Here is a 20,208-nt window from a genome sequence, read left to right on the forward strand (position 1 = left end):
CACCTGCTCGCGTCGGGATATTCTGCTCCCATGCCCACCGTGGCGGTCGGCGACGGAGTCGACCTCTACTACGAGGAGCGCGGGGCCGGGGTCCCGATCCTCGGCATCCACGGCACCCCGAGCTCGGCGGTGCTCTGGGAGAGCGCGGCCGCCGAGCTGGCGACGTACGGCCGGTGCCTCATCTACGACCGGCGCGGCGTCCACCGCAGCCCGGCCCCGGTGCCGTTCGAGAGCGTCGACCTGGCCGACCACGTGCGGGACGCCGTCGGCCTGCTGACCGCGCTGTCCGCGACGCCGGCGGTGGTGATCGGCCGGAGCACCGGCGGCCTGATCGCCCTGGAGCTGGCCCGCCGGCACCCCGACCTCGTGGTCGCGCTCGTGCTGCTGGAGCCGGCGATCTTCTCCCTCGACCCGCGGGCTGCGACCTGGGCGGCGGGGGTGCGGGAGCGACTCCTCGAGCACGTCGCGCTGGGCGTGACGCCGGTGGCCGAGGCCATGATCCGCGAGGCCCTCGGCGACGAGACGTGGCTCTCCTTCCCCGAGCCGCTGCGCGACCTGCTGGTCGGGACCGGGCCGGCCGTCCTGGCGGAGGTCCGGGGAAGCGGCTTCGACCTCAGTGGCTCACCACTCACCCTCGAGGAGGAGGACCTGGCGGCGCTCACGCCTCCGACGCTCGTGGTCTCCTCGGAGGACGGTCCGCAGGCGTGCCGGCTCGTCGACGAGCGCCTGGCCGAGGGCCTCCCGGACGCGGAGGCCGCGCTGGTGCCCGGGGGCCACATCATCCACCCGGCCCACCCGGCCGTGCTCGACTTCGTGGCCCGGCACGGCGGCGACCGGGCACCCTGAGAACGGAGGGGGCCAGAGGGAGGTCAGGGGCTCTCCGCGGCCAGCCGGGTCGAGATCCGCACGTGCCGCTCGAGGAACGCGCGCTCGTCGTATTTCTTGCGGCGCAGCCAGCCGGTGACCTCGTGGTTGCACTTGCTGGCGTTGCACGGACCGCACGCGGGAGCGACGTTGTCCAGGGTGTACCGCCCGCCGCGCGAGATCGGCAGCACGCAGTCACGCTGCAGGGCCGCCCCGGTCGCCCCGCAGTAGGCGCACCCGCCCCACGCCGCCTGCAGCGCGGCCCACTGGGCCTCGCTGAGGTCGTGCTCGACCCGGTCCATCCGACGCTTGCGGCGACGGGCGTACCTCGCCGCGCGACTCCTGGTGACCGGCACGGCGCCAGCCTAGGCGCGCAGAGCCGCCGTGGGCGGTCGCTGCGTCTCGTCAGCGGGTCGGGTCTGGGAGCGCGGCGTGATCCGTGCCACGATGTCGCATCGCTCACTGCCACTCCCGGGAGATCTCCGTGGCCATCCTCCGCCTGCCGGCCCTCGTCGCCGTCGCCCTGCTCGCGCCGCTGCTGGTGCTGCTCCCCGCCGCGGCGGGACCCGCCGGTGCCGCCGAGGCGGCCGAACCCCAGCCGACGACCACCACGCTGGCCGGACCGGCCCGCAAGGCCGGGCGGACCTCGCCGCTCGACATCGCGATCACCACGCGGGACGGCGCCCCCGTGCCCGGCGTACCGGTCCTGGTGGAGCGCCGGGTCGGCGGCGAGTGGAGCCGGATCGCCGAGCCGACCACCGGCCCGCAGGGGCACGCGACCGTCGAGGCGGAGCTGCGCCGGGTGCGGACCGACAACGTCTTCCGGGCGAGGTTCGCCGGCGACGGCGACTACGCGGCCTCGGGGTCGGGGAGGGTGCGGATCGGGCTGGTCCGCTACGGCAGCCGGATCACGCTCGGCGGACCGGACTCGGTCGTCGACGAGCAGCAGGTCACCCTCGACGTGTCGTGGCGCACCGGCAGCGGGCTGCCGGTGCCCGGCGAGGTCGCGGTCCAGCGCCGTCAGGGCGGCCGCTGGAAGATCACCCGCACCGTGCGCACGGGTGTCAAGGGGAGGGCGAGCTTCACCCTGCGGCCGCGCACCGACTCCCGCTGGCGCGTCGTCGGCCGCCGCCAGCCGTGGGTCGAGGGGGACCGCAGCCGTGGCCACGCCATCGACAACCTGCCGCCGGGCAACCCGGTCCGCCTGCCCAGCGGGGCCCCACGCCCCCGGATCTCGCTGCCGAAGCAGCCGCGGGCCACCAAGGCCGGCCCGGCGGCCGTCATCACCCGGATCCCGGACGGCGTGTGGAACCAGATGACCGGCCGCAGCTGGCACCGGGGCTGCCCCGTCGGCCGGGCCGGACTGCGCCTGCTGCGGATCAACTACTGGGACTACCAGGGCTACCGGCGCCGCGGCGAGCTGGTCGCCCGGGTCGGCGCCGTCGGCCAGATGTCCGCTGCGCTCAAGGAGATGTACTCCCGCAAGCTGCCGATCCGGGCGATGTACCGGGTCGACCGCTTCGGCTGGTCGTCCCGGCTCCGGGGCGCCGACGACTACAAGTCGATGGCCGCCGGCAACACCTCGGCGTTCAACTGCCGCAACGTGGTCGGCCGCCCCGGCGTCCGCTCCCCGCACAGCTACGGGCGTGCCCTGGACCTGAACCCGTGGGAGAACCCCTACCGGGCGAGCGGCCGGTGGCACCCCAACAGCTGGTGGGTCGGCCGCAGCCACCCCCGGGTGGCGTGGCGGTCGCGCAACCACACCGTGGTCCGGCTGATGGCCCGGCACGACCTGCGGTGGACCTACGGCACCCGGGACGCACACCACTTCGACGCCAGATAGCCACCTGGGGACTCTCGACAACGGCGGACCGACGGGTGTTATCTGGGTCACACCCGCGGCCAATCGTGGTCGCATCACTCGGGAGGACCCCATGCGACGATCTCGCAGAACTCTCCGCCGCGCCGGCCTGGGCGTGCTCGGCGGCACCCTCGCCGGCCTGGTGGCCGCCACCGTCACCCCCGCCCTCGTCGGCCCCGCGTCCGGCGAGCCGGACCGGAGCGAGGCGGACGAGCCCACCCGGATCGTCATGGTCGACGCACCGACGGTCCGCGAGCGCAACCGCGTCGTCGACCTCGGCCTGGACCTCACCGAGCGCGCCACCCGGCGCGGGATCGAGGTGGTGCTCCACGACGCCGAGGACGCCGAGACCCTGCGCCGGGCCGGCTTCAGCTGGCGGGTGAAGGTCGCCGACCTCGAGAAGGAGGTGCGCGCCAACCGCAGGGCCGACCGGCAGTACGCCGCCGCCGTCGAGGAGTCCGGGCTGCCGAGCGGCCGGACCGCCTACCGCGACTACGCCGACTACCTCAGCGACCTCGACGCCCTCGCCGCGCAGTACCCCACGCTGACCAAGCCGCTCACCCTCGAGAACGAGACCGTGCTCGGCGAGGAGATCCGCGGCCTGGAGGTCAGCGCCGGCGCCGACAACGTCAAGGACGGCAAGCCGGTGTTCCTGCTCATGGGCGCCCACCACGCCCGGGAATGGCCCAGCTCCGAGCACACGATCGAGTTCGGCTTCGACCTGCTCCAGTCGTACGCCGACGGCGACGCCCGTGCCCGCCGGATCCTCTCCTCGGCCCGCCTGGTGATCGTGCCGGTCGTCAACGTGGACGGCTTCGAGGTCTCTCGTGAGGCCACCCCGCTCGGGGACTTCTCGCTGTTCGACTACGAGATGAAGCGGAAGAACTGCCGGATCTCCGAGAGCACGCCGGCACGCTTCACCACCGGCACCTGCGATGACAACCCCGCCGGTCGCCTGCGCGGCACCGACCTGAACCGCAACTACCCCGGCTTCTGGGGCGGCGGCGGCGCCAGCACCAACTGGTCGAGCGACGTCTTCCGCGGTGACAGCCCCGGCAGCGAGCCCGAGAGCGACGCGGTGCGCGAGTTCATCTCCGAGCGCGCGGTCACGATGATGATCAGCAACCACACCTACGGCAACCTGCTGCTCCGTCCGCCGGCGATCGCGGCCACGGGCAAGGCGCCGGACGAGCCGCAGCTCAAGGCGGTGGCCGACGACATGGCGGCCGCCAACGACTACGACAGCCAGGCCTCCTACCAGCTCTACGACACCTCCGGCTCGACCGAGGACTGGAGCTACTGGATCACCGGCGGCTTCGGCTACACCTTCGAGATCGGACCGGACGGCTTCCACCCGACCTACGAGAACGCGGTGGTCGCGGAGTACCTCGGGATCGAGCCCGCGGACGGCGCCGGCAACGGCGGCAACCGCGAGGCCTACTACCGGGCCGCGGAGGCGGCCATCGACCCCGCTCTGCACTCCCGGATCACGGGCACCGCACCGGCCAAGCACACGATCACGGTGAGCAAGACGCACACCTCGCCGACCTCACCGGTGATCCAGCCCGACGGCACGGTCGGCGACCCGATCCTCTACGAGGACACGCTCACGACGAGCTACGCCTCGGACGGCGGCCGGTTCACGATGGACGTCAACCCCTCCACCCGGCCCCTGGTCGCCGGTCGCTACGGCCGGGAGGCGCAGGCCGACCCGCAGGCGCCGATCACGCTCACCAACCCCGCCGGGGTCCCCGGCACCAGGGAGCAGGAGACCACGACGTTCGAGATCGGTGGACTGCCCGAGGTCGACAACGGGTTCGCCACGCTGACCTTCCCCTGGCCGAACGGCGCCGACTGGGACTTCTTCGTCCTCGGCCCGGACGGCGAGGCGGTCGGCTCCGGCGCGACCCTGGCCAACCCGGAGGTGATCCGGATCCCTGACCCGGTGGCCGGCACCTACACGGTGATCGCCGAGAACTACGAGGGCGGCTCCGCCGAGGACGACTGGAGCGGTGAGGTCACCTTCCAGAGCCCCGACCCGCCGTCGTACACCGGGATCAAGGAGGCGTGGCTGCTGACCTGCAGCGACAAGCGCGGCAACGTCGTCAACACCCGTGAGGTCGTCGTGGACCGGGGTGAGACGTTCCGGGCGGGAGCCGCCTGCCGGCGCGACAAGGACTGAGCGGGCGGTCCGGGCGGTTTTGGGCGGTCCGGGCCGCCTGGGCGGCCGCTAGCCTGCCCAGGTGGGCGACTGCGCGTTCTGTGCCATCGCCGCGGGTGAGACGCCCGCGGCGATGGTGCTCGCGACCGACGACCTGGTGGCCTTCCTGGACGTCCGGCCGGTGTTCAAGGGGCATGTCCTGCTCTGCCCGCGCGAGCACGTGGGCACCCTGCCGGACCTGCCCGGCCGGCTCCGCGACCCGTTCCTGGCCGCCGGGCAGCGGCTCGCCACCGCCGTCGTGGACGGGCTCGGCGCGCAGGGGTCGTTCGTCGCGATGAACAACACCGTCTCCCAGTCGGTGCCGCACCTGCACCTGCACGTCGTACCCCGCACCAAGGGCGACGGCCTGCGCGGCTTCTTCTGGCCGCGCACCCGGTACGCCGACGGGGAGGCCGAGGAGTACGCCGCGAGGCTGCGCGCGGCCTTGGCCTAGGGTGTGGTCCCGAGTCCACCGCCAGAGCAACGAAGTGAGGAACCAGCATGGGTCGCTTTGACGCACGCGTCGCCGTCGTCACCGGAGCCGCACGCGGCATCGGGTTCGCAACTGCCAGGCGTTTCGCGGAGGAGGGCGCCACGATCGCCGTCCTCGACCTCGACGAGTCGGCCGCCGCCGACGCCGCCTCCCGGGTCGCCGACGCGACCGGGACGAAGGCCGTCGGCATCGGGTGCGACGTCGCCGACACCGCCTCCGCCGAGGCGGCCGTCGAGCGGGTCGTCGCCGAGCTCGGCGGGATCCACATCCTCGTGAACAACGCCGGCATCACCCGCGACAACCTGCTGTTCAAGATGACCGAGGAGGACTGGGACTCGGTCATCGGCGTGCACCTCAAGGGCGCGTTCAACATGACCAAGGCCGCGCAGAAGCACTTCGTGCAGCAGAAGTACGGCAAGATCCTCAACCTCTCCAGCGTCTCCGCCCTCGGCAACCGCGGTCAGGCGAACTACTCGGCCGCCAAGATGGGCATCCAGGGCTTCACCCGCACCCTCGGCATCGAGCTCGGCCCGTTCGGCGTCAACGCCAACGCGGTCGCGCCGGGCTTCATCGCCACCGAGATGACCGACGCCACCGCGGCCCGGGTCGGGATGCCGGTCGAGGAGTTCCGTGCCGCCGCGGCCGAGGCGAACCCGGTCCGTCGGGTCGGCTACCCCGAGGACATCGCCGCGGCCGCAGCCTTCCTCTGCAGCGACGAGGCGTCCTACGTCACCGGCCAGACGCTGTACGTCGACGGCGGCGCCAAGCTCGGCTGACCGCCGTGCGCAGCGCGCCTCCCGTCCCGGGACGTGCGCGACTCGCACACTGGTACCCGCACCACCCTGCCCTGATCGATCGGAGATCCCCGTGCGCCGCTTCCGCCTGTCCCTTGCCGCCGCGCTGGCGGCGAGCCTCGTGCTCGCCTCGTGCGGCGGAGACGACCCCGAGGGCGACGAGGAGGCCGCCGAGCCCAAGGGCACCGGCGACGCCCAGGTGCTGGCCAGCACCTGGCCGCTGACCGGCCTCGACGTGACCGGTGACGCCTCCGCGGAGAAGAAGCACCCGGTGATGGTGGTCAAGATCGACAACACCGCCAGCGCCGCGCCCCAGGTCGGCCTCGGCAGCGCCGACCTGGTCGTCGAGGAGCTGGTCGAGGGCGGGTCGACGCGGCTGGCGGTCTTCTACTACTCCCAGCTCCCGCCCAGCGCCGGACCGGTCCGGTCGATGCGGGCCTCGGACATCGGCATCGTCAAGCCGGCGGACGGGGTCATGGTCACCAGCGGGGCCGCGCCGGTGACGATCAACCGGGTCAAGGGCGCCGGCATCGAGTTCTTCGGCGAGGGCAGCCCGGGCTCCTACCGCGACTCCGGCCGGAGCGCGCCGTACAACCTCATGGTGCGGCTCAAGGAGCTCGCGGGGTCGATCGCCGAGAAGCCCGCGCGTCCCGACGACTACCTGCCGTTCGGCACGAGCAAGGACCTGCCGAAGGGGCAGAAGGCCACGTCGCTGGCCGCCACCTTCTCCGCGGGGCGGACCACGAACTGGAGCTTCCAGGGCGGGCAGTACCGCAACGACAACACCTACGCCGCCGACGGCGACGAGTTCACCGCCGACACCGTGCTGGTGCTGCGCGTCCAGGTCGGCGACGCCGGCTACCGCGACCCGGCCGGCAACCCGGTGCCCGAGACGAAGTTCGAGGGCGACGGTCAGGCGATGGTGTTCCACGGCGGCCGGCTGGTCCGCGGGCAGTGGAGCAAGGCCGACCTGGCCAGCCCGCTCAAGCTGCGCACCAAGGCCGGCAAGCTGACCGTCCCGGCCGGCAACACCTGGATCGAGCTGGTGCCGGCGAAGGAGGGCAAGGTCACCTTCGGCAAGTAGCCCGGCGCGGGCGGCTCAGGTGCCCGGGGTGTCCTCGAGCAGCCGGGCCGCGACCTCGTCCCGGGCCTGGACCGGGTCCTGGAACTCCACGCCGGACTCCACCAGCTGGCGCAGGCCCAGCAGCATGAACCCGACCGCCGCCTCGACCCGGGCGCTGGCGGCCTCCGGGTCCTCGGCGCCGGCGACGCTCTCGCCGGCGCTGGAGAGGGCACCGAAGAAGATCCTGCTGAACGTCTCGACCATCGGCTCCGGGAGGTCCCACTGGCCGGCGCCGAGCACGGTGCCGACGATGTCGAGGACGATCGCGAACGAGGAGCCCTGCTCCCGCTCCCGGTAGCGCTCGTAGCCGAGGACGCTCGGGCCCTCCTGGATGACCACCCGGCGGTAGGTCGGGTCCTGGACGACGTCGAGGAAGGCGCGCAGGCCCGCCAGCGACTTCTCCCAGGGGTCGCGCACTCCGTTGGCGGCCCGGGTGATCGAGCGCGCCGCCTCGTCCTCGACCTGCTCGAAGACCGCCTCGAACAGGGCGACCTTGCCGTTGTAGTGGTGGTAGAGCGCGCCCTTGGTGACCGCCGCCGCGGAGACGACGGCGTCGAGCGAAGTGCCGACGTAGCCGTTCTGCGTGAACTGCTCGCGGGCCGCCTCGAGCAGCGCCCGCCGGGTCGAGGCCGAGTACTGCTGCCGGCGGGTCGCGCCCGGGAGGTCCGGGACCTTCGGCATCAGGCGCTTCGCCGCGGATTTGCTCATGGGCCGCAGTCTAGGTCCGGCCCTGTGGTCGAGGTCACCGGCGCGCGGCTTGGTGTACCCGCGGTCTGTTCCGTACTCTGAGTACGTACCAACGGTATGTGTGAGTGACCGAGAGGAGCTGCGACCCATGACCTGGGAAGCCTTCCACCACCGCGGAGACATCCTCCGCACCGTGATCGCCGAGGCCGGCGCCCGTCGGGACGGAACCCTCCCGATGGACCTGCCCGGCGTGCGCGAGACCTTCCGCGACGAGCTGGACCTGCTCGCCTCCCTGCAGCTGCGCTGGCACACCCGGCTCTCCGGCCGGATCGAGCGGGAGCTGGCCGACCAGCCCACCGACCTCGAGGCGGCGGTCGTCGCCGCCTGGCGCAGCACCGCCGACGACCTCGCCGGGGTCCGCGAGATCCTCGACCGGCACCGGGCCCGGCCCCTGGACGACGACATGGCTCGCGCCATGACCGTCGCGACGGCCAAGGAGCACCAGCTGCTGGCGCTCATGTCCGGCCTGGTCTCCTCCGTGCAGGCCGACCAGCACGGGGCCCGCCTGGGGGCCCGCGTGGAGGAGCGCGCCCGGAACGGCCGGATCCCGGCGACCGGCTCGACCGGCCCGACGGGCTCGACCGGCCCCGCGACGAGGACGATCGCCCCGCGCGGCAACCCCTCGTTCGTCGACCGGCTCAAGGCGGCCCTGGCCGCCTGACCCCCGACCGGCACGCCCCCGGCGCCGACGCACGCGGACCCCGCGTCCGCACCCTCCCTCCCCGCGTCGGCCCGGGGGCCTGTCGCTCTCCGGCCCGGGCACGACAGGATGGGCCCGTGGAGCCGACCCCCGGGACCCTGCTGGTCGCCAGCGCCGAGCTGGTCGACCCCAACTTCGCCGAGTCCGTCGTGCTGCTGCTCGACGTGGACGACTCCGGCGCGCTCGGCGTGGTCCTCAACCGGCCCACCGACGTCCCGGTCGCCGACGTGCTCGAGTCGTGGCGGGACGTCGTGACCGATCCGGGCGTGCTCTTCCGTGGCGGTCCGGTCGGCACCGACGGGGCGCTCGGCGTGGCCCGGGTCGCGGATCCGGCCCGGGAGCCGGTGGGGTTCCGACGCACCTACGCCGACGTCGGGCTGGTCGACCTGGACTCCCCGGTGGAGCTGGTCGGCGACGGCCTGGTCGGGCTGCGGATCTTCGCCGGGTACGCCGGCTGGGGCGCCGACCAGCTGGCCGGCGAGATCGCCGAGGGCAGCTGGTACGTCGTGGCCGCGGAGGCCGGCGACGTCTTCGCGGCCGACGTCACCGACCTGCGCCGCGACGTGCTCCGCCGTCAGCCGGGGGAGCTCGCGTGGGTCTCCACCCGCCCTGCGGACCCGGAGATGAACTGAGTCGGTACCTCGATCGGTCGGCCACTCGCCTACACTCGATGACCGTGAGCACTCCCACCGGATTCACCTCGTCCGACGTCCTCGAAGACCGGCGCACGGTCCCGACCGACGCGGGGGACCACGAGCGCTTCTCGCACTACGCGCCCAAGGACAAGGTCCTCGAGGCCATGGTCACCGGCACCCCGGTGACGGCGCTGTGCGGCAAGGTCTGGGTGCCCAGCCGCGCGCCGGAGAAGTTCCCCGTGTGCCCGGAGTGCAAGGAGATCTGGGACTCGCTCCCCAAGGGTGGGGACGACGAGTGACGGGACGGCACGACGCCGTCCCACCCGCAGCCGACCCGCCGGTCACTCCGGCCGTGACGCCGGCCCTGACGCCGGCGTGGCCGGATCGCGCCGCGTGGGGGACCGCCCAGTCCCTGCGTGCCTGGCAGACGGCAGCACTCTCGCGGTACTTCGAGTCCGGTCCGCGTGACTTCCTCGCCGTCGCCACGCCCGGCGCCGGCAAGACGACGTTCGCGCTGACGGTGGCCGCCGAACTCCTCGGCCGCCGGATCGTCGACCGGATCACCGTCGTCGCCCCGACCGAGCACCTCAAGGTGCAGTGGGCCGAGGCGGCCGCGCGGGCCGGCATCCCCATCGACCCGACGTACGCCGCCGGGCAGGGCCGCACCTCGCAGGACTACGTGGGTGTCGCGATCACCTACGCCGGGGTGGCGGTGAACCCGCTGGCGCACCGGATCCGCACTGAGCGGTTCAAGACGCTGGTGATCCTCGACGAGGTGCACCACGCCGGCGACGCGCTCTCGTGGGGCGAGGGGGTGCGCGAGGCCTTCGACCCGGCCACCCGCCGGCTGGCCCTGACCGGCACGCCGTTCCGCTCCGACGTGAACCCGATCCCGTTCGTCACCTACGCGCCGGACCCCGACGCCGGGCCCGGCGTACGCCGTTCGGTCGCCGACTTCACCTACGGCTACGCGCAGGCCCTGGCCGACCACGTGGTCCGGCCGGTGCTGTTCCTCGCCTACTCCGGGGAGATGCAGTGGCGCACCCGCGCCGGCGACGAGTTGTCGGTCCGGCTGGGGGAGCCGATGACCAACGACGTCACCGCGCACGCGCTGCGCACCGCCCTGGACCCGGCCGGCTCGTGGATGCCCTCGGTCCTCGCCGCCGCCGACCGTCGGCTCTCCGAGGTCAGGCGGCACGTGCCGGACGCCGGCGGCCTCGTGATCGCCACCGACCAGGACTCCGCCCGGGCCTACGCCAAGCTGCTGAAGGCGATCAGCGGCGAGGCGCCCACCGTCGTGCTCTCCGACGAGAAGGCGGCCTCGAAGAAGATCGCGGCGTTCACCGACTCCGAGACCCGCTGGATGGTGGCGGTGCGGATGGTCAGCGAGGGCGTCGACGTGCCCCGGCTCGCGGTCGGCGTGTGGGCCACCACCACCTCCACGCCGCTGTTCTTCGCCCAGGCGGTCGGTCGCTTCGTGCGCGCCCGCAAGCGCGGCGAGACCGCGTCGATCTTCGTGCCCTCGGTCCCACGGCTGCTGGGCTTCGCCTCCGAGATGGAGGTGGAGCGCGACCACGTCCTGGGCCGCACGGTGCGCGACGAGGACGACATCTTCGCCGCCGAGCAGGACCTGCTGGACCAGGCGAACGCCTCTGAGTCCGCCTCCGACGAGCTCGACCTGTCCTTCGAGGCACTGGGCTCCCAGGCCACCTTCGACCGGGTGCTCTACGACGGCGGCGAGTTCGGCCACTCCGGCGAGGTGACGGTCGGGTCCGACGAGGAGATGGACTTCCTCGGCATCCCCGGCCTGCTCGAGCCGGACCAGGTGCGCGAGCTGCTGCACACCCGGCAGTCGGAGCGGGCGAAGAAGCAGAGGTCCACCACGGCCCGGCCCGCCGACACCGTCGCCGAGGTCAGCACCCACGAGCAGCTCGCCGTCCTGCGTCGCGAGCTGAACGGTCTGGTCGCCGCCTGGCACCACCGCACCGGCCAGCCGCACGGCGTCACGCACGCCGCCCTCCGCAAGGACTGCGGCGGACCGGCCGCCGCGGTGGCCACGGCCGAGCAGCTGCACGCCCGGATCGACCGGCTGCGGGAGTGGGCGGTGCGCAAGTCGTCCTGACCCGGGCGCCCGGGGGCGGCCCTAGACTCCACGCATGGCCGCCGAGACCTCGCAGACCCTCGACCGCGGGCTGCACGTGCTGCGGGTGCTGGCCGAGGTCCCGACCGGGCTCACGGTCACCGAGCTCGCGACGCGGCTGGGCGTGAACCGCACCGTGGTGCACCGGCTGGTCGCCACCCTCGAGCAGCACGCCCTGGTCCGTCGCGACGCCGGCAGCCGGCTGCACGTCGGTCTCGGCGTCCTGCACCTCGCCTCCGCGGTGCAGCCCGTGCTGAGGGACACGGCCGTGCCGGTGCTGCGGGGGCTGGCCGAGGCGGTGGGCTGCACGGCACACCTCACGGTGGCCGACGGCGACGAGGCGCTGGCGCTGGCGGTCGTCGAGCCGTCCTGGACCGACTTCCACGTCGGCTACCGGGTCGGGTCCCGGCACCCGCTGGGCCAGGGGGCGGCCGGCAAGGCGATCCTGCTCGGGCGCCGACCCGACTCCCCGGCGTACTCGGTCACCTCGGGAGAGCTGCAGGCCGGGGCGCGGGGCCTGGCCGCCCCGGTGCCGGGCGTGAGCGGGCTGGAGGCGTCGGTCGGGATCGTGACGCTGGGCGACCTGGACGTCGCCGCGGTCGCCCCGCAGGTCGTCGCGGCCGCGGCCACCGTCGGCGCCCGGTTGTCGGGCCGGACCGGACCGCCTCAGGCCCGGGCCAGCGGCAGCACCCGATAGGGGACCTGCCGGGCCAGGGCGATGACGGTGGTCGAGCGGACGATGCCCTCGTCGCCCAGCACCAGGTCGATCACCCGCTGCAGGTCGGTGTTGGAGCGGGCCACCACCCGGCACCACATGTCGCCGGCCCCGGTGATCGTGAAGGCCTCCAGCACCTCGGCGATCCGGGCCAGGTGCGCGGCGACCGAGTCGTGTCCGGAGCCCTGCCGGATCTCGAGGGTCAGGAACGCGGTGACCGGGTAGCCCAGTGCCTCGGGGTCCAGGTCCGGCCCCCAACCGGTGATCACGCCGCGCGCGACCAGCTTGTCCAGCCTGGCCTGCACGGTCCCGCGGGCCACTCCCAACCGCCGGGAGGCCTCCAGCACCCCGATCCGGGGCTCGGCGGCGAAGAGACCGATCAAGGTGACGTCCAGGTCGTCCATCGAACCCCCGCTGACTGGTCAACATGCACAGTGTTGCACCCCACTGTTGCACACTCTGTCGCCTCTCGACAGGCTGAGGGCATGACTCAGACGGCATCGACGGGCGGCGCACTGACCGCGGACGAGCTCAAGGCGGACCTCACCCTCGACCAGCTCAAGCAGCTGGTCGGCCTGGTGGAGTACGACGCCGAGAACGACCCGTTCCCGGTCACGGCGATGGACGCGATCTGCTTCGTGGTGGGCAACGCCACCCAGACCGCGACGTTCTACCAGCTGGCCTTTGGGATGGAGCTCGAGGCCTACCGCGGCCCCGAGAACGGGCTGCGCGAGGCGAAGGTCTTCGTCCTCCGCTCGGGTTCCGCCCGCTTCGTCGTCGCCGGCGGCGTCACCCCCGACTCTCCCCTCCTGGAGCACCACCGCAAGCACGGTGACGGCGTGGTCGACCTGGCCCTGGAGGTGCCCGACGTCGACAAGTGCATCGAGCACGCCCGCTCGGTGGGGGCCACCGTCCTGGACGAGCCCTACGACATCTCCGACGAGCACGGCACCGTCCGGATGGCGGCGATCGCGACCTACGGCGAGACCCGGCACAGCCTGGTGGACCGCTCGCGGTACGACGGGCCGTACCTCCCCGGCTTCGTGGCCCGCTCGACCACCGTCGCCCGCCGGGAGGGTCACCCCAAGCGGCTGTTCCAGGCGATCGACCACTGCGTCGGCAACGTGGAGATCGGTCGGATGGACGAGTGGGTCACCTTCTACAACAAGGTGCTCGGCTTCACGAACATGGCCGAGTTCATCGGTGACGACATCGCCACCGACTACTCGGCGCTGATGTCGAAGGTGGTCGCCAGCGGCAACCACCGGGTGAAGTTCCCGCTCAACGAGCCGGCGGTGGCGAAGAAGAAGTCGCAGATCGACGAGTACCTCGAGTTCTACGACGGCGCCGGCTGCCAGCACATCGCGCTCGCCACCAACGACATCCTGCGCACGGTCGACATCCTGCGCGACAACGGGATCCAGTTCCTCGAGACCCCGGACTCCTACTACGAGGACCCCGAGCTGCGGGCTCGGATCGGCGAGGTCAGGGTGCCGATCGAGGAGCTGAAGAAGCGCAAGATCCTGGTCGACCGCGACGAGGACGGCTACCTGCTCCAGATCTTCACCAAGCCCGTGGGCGACCGGCCGACGGTGTTCTACGAGTTCATCGAGCGTCACGGGTCCCTGGGCTTCGGCAAGGGCAACTTCAAGGCGCTGTTCGAGGCGATCGAGCGGGAGCAGGAGGCTCGCGGCAACCTGTGAGGCGGCGAGTCTGAGAGCAGCCTGATTTGGGGCTGAGATGATCGCTCGAGCCCCATCCGGTGCCGACCGGGGGACCGAACGACTCCGTGCAAGAGGAAGAATCCCCTCAACGTTACGGAGGACGCAGCGATGCGCCGTCTCACCAATACCCGCCGCAAGATCGCCGCAGTCTCGAGCCTGGCCCTGCTGGCCGTGCCCCTGGCCGCGTGCAGCCAGGACGAGTCCACGGGCACCAGCACCGACCAGAGCAGCTCGTCGCAGAAGGCGCCCGAGCCGGTCGCGGAGATCGAGGCCCTGCAGGGCGACACCACCGCGATCGCGCTGGACAAGGGCTTCACCGACGCCCTGACCCAGCTCAAGCTCACGCCCGGCGTGGTCGCCGACGCGAAGCTGCAGGACGGCTCGCTGATCTTCCCGATCACGGGCGGCAACGTCACCGTGTTCGAGCCCGGCGAGGTCTCGCCGTACGTCATCGGCCAGGTCCAGCACGAGAACTCCGGCCTGTCCCTCACGGCCGGCGACACCACCGTCGAGCTGACGAACTTCAACGTGGATCCGGGCGTCTCCCGCGTGTACGGCGACGTCGCGGTCAACGGCAAGACCGCCGTGACCAACGCGTACCTGTTCAAGCTCGACGGTCGGACGCTGAAGCCGCTGGAGACCCAGGGGTCCGACGCGATCCTCGAGGGCACCAAGGTGGAGATCTCCGACGTGGCAGCCCCGCTGCTCAACGACACCTTCAAGACCGACGCCGTGAAGCCCGGTCTGCTGGTGGGGATCGCCAAGATCACCGTCAACACCCAGTCGGCCTCCTGACCCGGACCGTCTGACCCAAGGTCGTGTGCCCCTCGACGCGCTGTAGCGCGTCGGGGGGCACACGACGGTCCGGGGTCACGGGCAATCTGGACGGCGTCGGGCACCGAATGACCTCCTGACGGCACCACCCACGCCCCAGCACAGGAGCTCCCATGCGCCCGTTCCCCACCACCCGACGGGCCCTTGCCGGCCTGGCCGCCGCAGCCCTGCTCGGCGGCCCCCTCAGCGCCTGCGGCGTGCTCGGCGGCTCGGCCCCCGAGGCGGTGGCGGTGGTCGAGAACGTCCAGGGCAAGAACACCGCGATCGCGCTCGACAAGGGCTTCACCGACGCCCTCGGCCAGCTCGGCCTCACGCCGGGCGTGGTCGGCAAGGCCAAGCTCAAGAAGGGTTCGCTGATCTTCCCGATCAGCGGTGGCAACGTCACCGTGTTCGAGCCGGGTGAGGTCTCGCCGTACGTCATCGGGCAGATCCAGCACGAGAACTCGGGCCTGACGCTGAGCGCCGGAGGCACCACCGTGCGGCTCAGCAACTTCAACGTGGACCCGGGCGTCTCGAGGGTGTACGGCGACGTCGCGGTCAACGGCAAGACCGCCGTCTCCAGCGCCTACCTGTTCAAGCTCGACGGTCGCACGCTGAAGCCGCTGGAGACGAAGGGGTCGACCGCGATCCTCGAGGGCACCAAGGTGCAGATCTCCGACGTGGCAGCCCCGCTGCTCAACGACACCTTCAAGACCGACGCCGTGAAGCCCGGTCTGCTGGTGGGCATCGCCAAGATCACCGTGAACACCCGGTCGGCCTCCTGACCCGGACCGTCTGAGCCAGGTCGTGTGCCCCTCGACGCGCTACGGCGCGTCGAGGGGCACACGACTGTCGTCTCGAGCGGCTACCGGGACCTGCGAAGCCCCTTGCGGGGGGCCTTCGGCAGGGTCTTGGAGCCGCCGTGCAGGAGAGTGGCCAGCTGGGTGAGCTGGCCGTCCTCCTTGGCGGTCCGGCTGAACGAGGTCAGCAGCATCGGCGGCTTGACCCGCTGCCGGGCGGTCGCCTTCGCGAAGGTGAACTCCTTGAGGCCGTCCGGCCCGTGGATCCGCCCGAAGCCGGAGTCGCCGACGCCGCCGAACGGGAGCGACGGGATCGCGGCGAACGAGATCACCGAGTTCACGGCCGTCATCCCGGTGCGCAGCCGGGCGGCGATCTCCGCGCCCCGTGCGGACGAGAACACCGTCGACCCGAGCGCGTAGCGCGACGCGTTGGCCCGGGCCACCGCCTCATCCATGTCGGCGACCTTCGCGATCGTGAGGGTCGGGCCGAAGGTCTCGTCGGTCACCGCCAGCGAGTCCTCGGGTACGTCGACCAGGACGGTCGGCTGCACGAAGCGCTCCCCGACGGCGTCGCGGCCACCGAGCAGTGCCCGACCGCCCCGGGCCAGCGCGTCGTCGACGTGCGAGGCGATCACGCCCACCTGGGACGGCATCGTGATCGGCCCGATCTGCGCCTGGCTGTCGGAGCCGGCCCGCACCCTGCCGGCCTGCTCCAGGACCTCGGACACGAAGTCGTCGTACACCTTCTCGTGCACGTAGACGCGCTCCACCCCGGCACAGGTCTGCCCGGCGTTGGCCATGCCGCCCCACACGGCGGCGTCCGCGGCTGCGACGAGGTCGGCGTCCTCGTCGACGATCAGCGCGTCCTTCCCGCCGGCCTCGACGATCACGGGGGTGAGCCGCTCGGCCGCGGCCGCCATCACCTTCTTGCCGGTCGCGGTGGACCCGGTGAAGGCGACCTTGCCGACCCGGGCGCGGGCCAGCGCGGCCCCGGTCTCGCCGCCCCCGGTCACCACCTGCAGCACCGGGTGGTCGGGCACCACCTCGGCGAACGTGTCGGCCAGCCAGGTGCCGACGCCGGGGGTGTACTCGCTGGGCTTGAAGACCACGGCGTTGCCGGCGGCCAGTGCGTAGGCGATCGACCCCATGGGCGTGAACACCGGGTAGTTCCAGGGGCCGATGACCCCGATCACGCCGAGCGGCTTGTACTCCACGGTGGCGGCCTGGTTGGCCATGAGCATCCCGGGGCTGACGGACCGCCGCCCGAGCACCTTCCTGGCGTGCCCGGCGGCCCAGCTCAGGTGGTCGAGCATGAGCACGATCTCGAGCTGGGCGTCACCGTGCGGCTTGCCGGTCTCCTCGTGCACCAGGTGGGAGAGCTGGGCGATCCGGCGGGTCATCACGCCCTTCCACGTCGTCAGCACCTCCTTGCGCTCGGCGAAGGTGAGCCCCGACCACCAGGTGGCCGCCTCGTGCGCCCGGTCGACGGCGGCGTCCACCTCGTCCGCGCCGTGCACCGGGTAGGTGCCGACCACGTCGCCGTTCGCGGGGTTGAGGGAGTCGAACGTCTCGGTCATCGGGTGCTCCTCGCGTCGGTGCCGCGGATCAGGTCGGCGGCCTTCTCGCCGACCATGATGGTCGGCGCGTTCGTGTTCCCCCGGGGCACCATCGGCATCACCGACGCGTCCGCGACCCGCAGCCCCTCGACCCCGCGGACCCGCAGCTCGGGGTCGACCACGGCCGCCTCGCCGGTGCCCATCGCGCAGGTCCCCACCGGGTGGTAGAGGGTCTGGGTCTGCTGTCGGACGTGCGCCTCGACGGCGGCGTCGGAGTCGTCGGCCGGCATCCAGTGCCGGGCCAGCAGCTGCGCGAACGGCGGCTGCTCGGCGATCTCGAGGATCCGGTGCACCCCGGCCACCATGGCGTCCAGGTCGCCCTGGTCGTCGTAGTAGGCCGGGTCGATCTCCGGGTGCCAGGTCGGGTCGGCCGACCGCAGCCGGATCGCGCCCCGGCTCTTCACGCTCACCAGGGTCGCCGCGGCGGTGACCGCCCGGGACGTCGGCTCGTGCAGCCCGTTGTCGTAGAACCCGGACGGCGCCACGTGCACCTGCAGGTCCGGAGCGGCCAGGCCCTCGCGCGAGCGGAAGAACGCCCCGCCCTCGCCGATGTTCGACGCCAGGGGGCCGGTACCGCGGGCCTTCCACCGGACCAGGTTCGGCAGCCCGAAGAACTCGGCGAGGTCGGTGGTGTCCTTGGTGTGCCAGAGGACCGGTACGGCGGGGTGGTCGTGCAGGTTCTGCCCCACCCCGGGACTGTCCACGAGCACCTCCACGCCGTGCTCGCGCAGGTGGCCGGCCGGCCCGATCCCGGACAGCAGCAGCAGCTGCGCGCTGTTGATCGCGCCGCCCGAGAGCACCACCTCGCCCTCGGCGTACGCCGCGTGCTCGCGGCCCTGCGACAGGTAGGCCACCCCCGTCGCGCGGGTCCCCTCGAAGAGCACCCGGCTGGCCAGGGCGCCGGTCCGCACGGTGAGGTTGGGGCGGTCCAGGGCGGGGCGGAGGTAGGCGTCGGCCACCGACCAGCGCCGCCCCTGGCGGCAGGTCACCTGGTAGAGGCCCGCGCCCTCCTGCTCGGCACCGTTGAAGTCGTCGGTGTGCTTGATGCCGGAGGCGACCGCCGACTCCACCCAGGCGTGGGTCAGCTCGTGGGTGTAGACCCGGTCCTCCACCCGCAGCGGGCCGTCCTGACCGTGGAACGGATCGCCGAGCCGGGTGTTGCCCTCGGCGCGGATGAAGTAGGGCAGCACGTCGTCGTAGCCCCACCCGCTCGCGCCGTGGCCGTCGCGCCACTCGTCGTAGTCGGCCCGGTTGCCGCGGATGTAGATCATCGCGTTCATCGAGGTGCAGCCACCGAGGGCCTTCATCCGCGGCCAGAACGCGCTCCGGTCCTCGAGCTGCTTCTGCAGGGTGGTCTGGTAGTTCCAGTCGAACCTGGTCTTGAAGAGGGCCGAGAAGGCGGCCGGGATCTTGATGTTGTCGTCGTCGTCCGCGCCACCTGCCTCCAGCAGCAGGACCCGGACGGAGGGATCCTCCGTGAGCCGGGCCGCGACGACGCCACCGGCGCTGCCGGAGCCCACCACGATGTAGTCGAACCGGTCCTGCGCGGTGCTCTCGCCCATGAAAGTGACTCCTCGGTAGGTGATGATCAAACTACGGGCGGGTGGCAAGCGGTGGCAACGGTCCCGGTGCGGCACGATGACCGCATGGCGATGCGACTGGCCTTCCTGCGGGCGATCAACCTGGGCGCGACCCGACAGTTCCCGAAGGAGGCGATCCGGGCCGCGGTCGAGTCGGCCGGAGGCACCGACGTGGCGACGTACATCAACACCGGCAACGTCCGGTTCGACACGAGCCTGCGGTCGAGGACCCGGATCGAGGCGGCCCTGGAGCGGGCGTTCCTCGCCGACCGGGGCTTCGAGGTGCCGACCGTCACCTTCACCGCGGAGGAGCTGCGCCGGGCGGTGGCCGAGGGGAGCGAGCTGCACGCGGAGCGAGGCGGGGCCGGCCGGCACTACGTCACGCTGCTGAAGTCCGAGCCGGACCCCGGCGCCGCGGCCGAGCTCGAGGCGCTGTCGACCGACGACGAGCGGGCGGTGGTCCGGGGTCGGGTGGTGCACCTGATGCTCGGAGAGGACTACCGGACCGCGAGGCTCGACAACGCCCGCGTGGAGCGGGCCCTCGGCGTCGGCACGAACCGCAACCTGACGGTGCTCTCCGCGATCGTCGACCGGTGGTGCGGCTGATCGCTACCGTGGCGCCATGACAGTTCCCGGCCTGGCCGTGTCCGAGACCGATGGCGTCCTGACCGTCCGGTTCGACCGGCCCGCGGCGTACAACGCGCTCACCGACGAGATGACGCTCGGCGCCACCCGGCTGCTCGAGGAGGCCCGGGTGCGCGACGAGGTCCGGGTGGTCGTGCTGACCGGGACCGGGCCGGCGTTCAGCACCGGCGCCGACATCGCCGGCGAGGACGCCCACGAGCGCTTCGACGTGCGGGCCCTCGATGCCGCCAACGCGCTGGTGCGGGCCGTCGTCGCGTGCGACAAGCCGGTGGTGGCCGGGGTGAACGGCATCGCAGCCGGGGTCGGCCTGTCCACGGCACTGGCCTGCGACCTGGCCGTCTGCGCCGAGTCGTCGTCGTTCCTGCTCGCCTTCACCCGGGTCGGGCTGATGCCGGACGGCGGCGCGACCGCCACCGTCGCCGCGGCGGTCGGTCGGCCGCGGGCGATGCGGATGGCGCTGCTCGCCGAGCCCCTCCCGGCGCGGGAGGCCTACGAGGCGGGACTGGTCTCGCACGTCGTCCCCGACGAGGAGTACGACGACCTGCTGGCCGGGGTGGTCCGCCGGCTCGGCCGCGGTGCGCCGTTGGCCCAGGCGGCCACCAAGCGGGCGGTCAACGCCGCCTCGCTGGACCGCCTGGAGGATGCCCTCGAGCTGGAGCGGGTCACGCAGACGATGCTGCTGCGCACCGCCGACGTCGCCGAGGGCATGCGCGCGTTCTCGGAGAAGCGGAAGCCGGCCTTCCGCGGCGAGTGACCGC

General features: G+C 72.6%; 21 protein-coding genes. 16 read left to right on the forward strand and 5 right to left on the reverse strand.

The window, feature by feature from the left end; all coding sequences use genetic code 11:
- Window positions 1-30 precede the first annotated feature (30 nt).
- Window positions 31-846 (forward strand): alpha/beta fold hydrolase, encoded by an 816-nt coding sequence (locus IE331_RS04015; RefSeq protein ID WP_192140702.1) that lies wholly within the window; start codon window positions 31-33, stop codon window positions 844-846.
- Between the two features lie 23 nt (window positions 847-869).
- On the opposite strand, the gene IE331_RS04020 is transcribed toward IE331_RS04015, so the two are convergent.
- Window positions 870-1,220, reverse strand: a complete 351-nt coding sequence (locus IE331_RS04020; protein WP_192140707.1) for an HNH endonuclease — start codon at window positions 1,218-1,220, stop codon at window positions 870-872.
- Between the two features lie 128 nt (window positions 1,221-1,348).
- Here IE331_RS04020 and IE331_RS16910 point away from each other — a divergent pair, with 128 nt between their 5' ends.
- The 5 genes from IE331_RS16910 to IE331_RS04045 all read left to right on the forward strand — a co-directional run bounded on the left by IE331_RS16910 (window position 1,349) and on the right by IE331_RS04045 (window position 7,296).
- On the forward strand, window positions 1,349-2,707 hold the full coding sequence (locus IE331_RS16910) for a M15 family metallopeptidase (protein WP_192140709.1): 1,359 nt from the start codon (window positions 1,349-1,351) through the stop codon (window positions 2,705-2,707).
- A 91-nt stretch (window positions 2,708-2,798) separates the two neighbouring features.
- Entirely contained in the window at window positions 2,799-4,907 is a 2,109-nt protein-coding gene (locus IE331_RS04030) for a M14 family metallopeptidase (RefSeq protein WP_192140711.1), read from the forward strand.
- A 61-nt stretch (window positions 4,908-4,968) separates the two neighbouring features.
- Window positions 4,969-5,379, forward strand: a complete 411-nt coding sequence (locus IE331_RS04035) for an HIT family protein (protein WP_192140713.1) — start codon at window positions 4,969-4,971, stop codon at window positions 5,377-5,379.
- Between the two features lie 47 nt (window positions 5,380-5,426).
- Window positions 5,427-6,194, forward strand: a complete 768-nt coding sequence (gene fabG / locus IE331_RS04040) for a 3-oxoacyl-ACP reductase FabG (protein ID WP_192140715.1) — start codon at window positions 5,427-5,429, stop codon at window positions 6,192-6,194.
- Between the two features lie 91 nt (window positions 6,195-6,285).
- Entirely contained in the window at window positions 6,286-7,296 is a 1,011-nt protein-coding gene (locus tag IE331_RS04045) for a DUF3048 domain-containing protein (RefSeq protein WP_192140717.1), read from the forward strand.
- Window positions 7,297-7,311: 15 nt separating this feature from the next.
- On the opposite strand, the gene IE331_RS04050 is transcribed toward IE331_RS04045, so the two are convergent.
- Window positions 7,312-8,043, reverse strand: coding sequence for a TetR/AcrR family transcriptional regulator (locus IE331_RS04050; protein ID WP_192140719.1), 732 nt, complete (start codon window positions 8,041-8,043; stop codon window positions 7,312-7,314).
- Between the two features lie 127 nt (window positions 8,044-8,170).
- Between IE331_RS04050 and IE331_RS04055 the strand changes: the two genes are divergently transcribed.
- The 5 genes from IE331_RS04055 to IE331_RS04075 all read left to right on the forward strand — a co-directional run bounded on the left by IE331_RS04055 (window position 8,171) and on the right by IE331_RS04075 (window position 12,254).
- The gene (locus IE331_RS04055; RefSeq protein WP_192140721.1) at window positions 8,171-8,743 is read left to right on the forward strand and encodes a hypothetical protein; all 573 of its coding nucleotides are present in this window, start codon (window positions 8,171-8,173) and stop codon (window positions 8,741-8,743) included.
- Between the two features lie 116 nt (window positions 8,744-8,859).
- Complete coding sequence (locus IE331_RS04060) at window positions 8,860-9,414, forward strand: YqgE/AlgH family protein (RefSeq protein WP_192140723.1); 555 nt, start codon at window positions 8,860-8,862, stop codon at window positions 9,412-9,414.
- A 38-nt stretch (window positions 9,415-9,452) separates the two neighbouring features.
- Window positions 9,453-9,716: a DUF3039 domain-containing protein gene (locus tag IE331_RS04065; protein WP_192140725.1), complete on the forward strand. Its 264-nt coding sequence runs from the start codon at window positions 9,453-9,455 to the stop codon at window positions 9,714-9,716.
- A 53-nt stretch (window positions 9,717-9,769) separates the two neighbouring features.
- On the forward strand, window positions 9,770-11,539 hold the full coding sequence (locus IE331_RS04070; protein WP_192140727.1) for a DEAD/DEAH box helicase: 1,770 nt from the start codon (window positions 9,770-9,772) through the stop codon (window positions 11,537-11,539).
- 34 nt (window positions 11,540-11,573) lie between these two features.
- Entirely contained in the window at window positions 11,574-12,254 is a 681-nt protein-coding gene (locus IE331_RS04075; RefSeq protein WP_192140729.1) for an IclR family transcriptional regulator, read from the forward strand.
- Here the strand turns inward: IE331_RS04075 and IE331_RS04080 are convergent.
- Window positions 12,224-12,676, reverse strand: a complete 453-nt coding sequence (locus tag IE331_RS04080) for an Lrp/AsnC family transcriptional regulator (RefSeq protein ID WP_192140732.1) — start codon at window positions 12,674-12,676, stop codon at window positions 12,224-12,226. The genes IE331_RS04075 and IE331_RS04080 overlap by 31 nt on opposite strands.
- Window positions 12,677-12,757: 81 nt before the next feature.
- Here IE331_RS04080 and hppD point away from each other — a divergent pair, with 81 nt between their 5' ends.
- From hppD to IE331_RS04095, 3 genes are all read left to right on the forward strand, one after another.
- Window positions 12,758-13,975 (forward strand): 4-hydroxyphenylpyruvate dioxygenase, encoded by a 1,218-nt coding sequence (gene hppD / locus IE331_RS04085; RefSeq protein ID WP_192140733.1) that lies wholly within the window; start codon window positions 12,758-12,760, stop codon window positions 13,973-13,975.
- 129 nt (window positions 13,976-14,104) lie between these two features.
- Window positions 14,105-14,791 carry a hypothetical protein gene (locus tag IE331_RS04090; RefSeq protein ID WP_192140734.1) on the forward strand — a complete coding sequence of 229 codons (687 nt, stop codon included), beginning with the start codon at window positions 14,105-14,107 and terminating at the stop codon, window positions 14,789-14,791.
- Between the two features lie 152 nt (window positions 14,792-14,943).
- Window positions 14,944-15,594: a hypothetical protein gene (locus tag IE331_RS04095; RefSeq protein ID WP_192140735.1), complete on the forward strand. Its 651-nt coding sequence runs from the start codon at window positions 14,944-14,946 to the stop codon at window positions 15,592-15,594.
- Between the two features lie 80 nt (window positions 15,595-15,674).
- Here the strand turns inward: IE331_RS04095 and IE331_RS04100 are convergent, their stop codons facing one another.
- Together IE331_RS04100 and IE331_RS04105 are read right to left on the reverse strand one after the other, a co-directional pair.
- The gene (locus IE331_RS04100; protein ID WP_192140736.1) at window positions 15,675-17,186 is read right to left on the reverse strand and encodes an aldehyde dehydrogenase family protein; all 1,512 of its coding nucleotides are present in this window, start codon (window positions 17,184-17,186) and stop codon (window positions 15,675-15,677) included.
- On the reverse strand, window positions 17,183-18,787 hold the full coding sequence (locus tag IE331_RS04105) for a GMC family oxidoreductase (protein ID WP_192140737.1): 1,605 nt from the start codon (window positions 18,785-18,787) through the stop codon (window positions 17,183-17,185). Before IE331_RS04105 ends, IE331_RS04100 begins: the two co-directional genes overlap by 4 nt.
- 84 nt (window positions 18,788-18,871) lie before the next feature.
- On the opposite strand from IE331_RS04105, the gene IE331_RS04110 reads away from it, so the two are divergent.
- Together IE331_RS04110 and IE331_RS04115 are read left to right on the forward strand one after the other, a co-directional pair.
- Window positions 18,872-19,411, forward strand: a complete 540-nt coding sequence (locus IE331_RS04110) for a DUF1697 domain-containing protein (protein ID WP_192140739.1) — start codon at window positions 18,872-18,874, stop codon at window positions 19,409-19,411.
- 16 nt (window positions 19,412-19,427) lie between these two features.
- Window positions 19,428-20,204 (forward strand): enoyl-CoA hydratase-related protein, encoded by a 777-nt coding sequence (locus IE331_RS04115; RefSeq protein WP_192140741.1) that lies wholly within the window; start codon window positions 19,428-19,430, stop codon window positions 20,202-20,204.
- Window positions 20,205-20,208 lie beyond the last annotated feature (4 nt).

Source organism: Nocardioides donggukensis (assembly GCF_014842875.1).
Classification (GTDB): Bacteria; Actinomycetota; Actinomycetes; order Propionibacteriales; family Nocardioidaceae; genus Nocardioides; species Nocardioides donggukensis.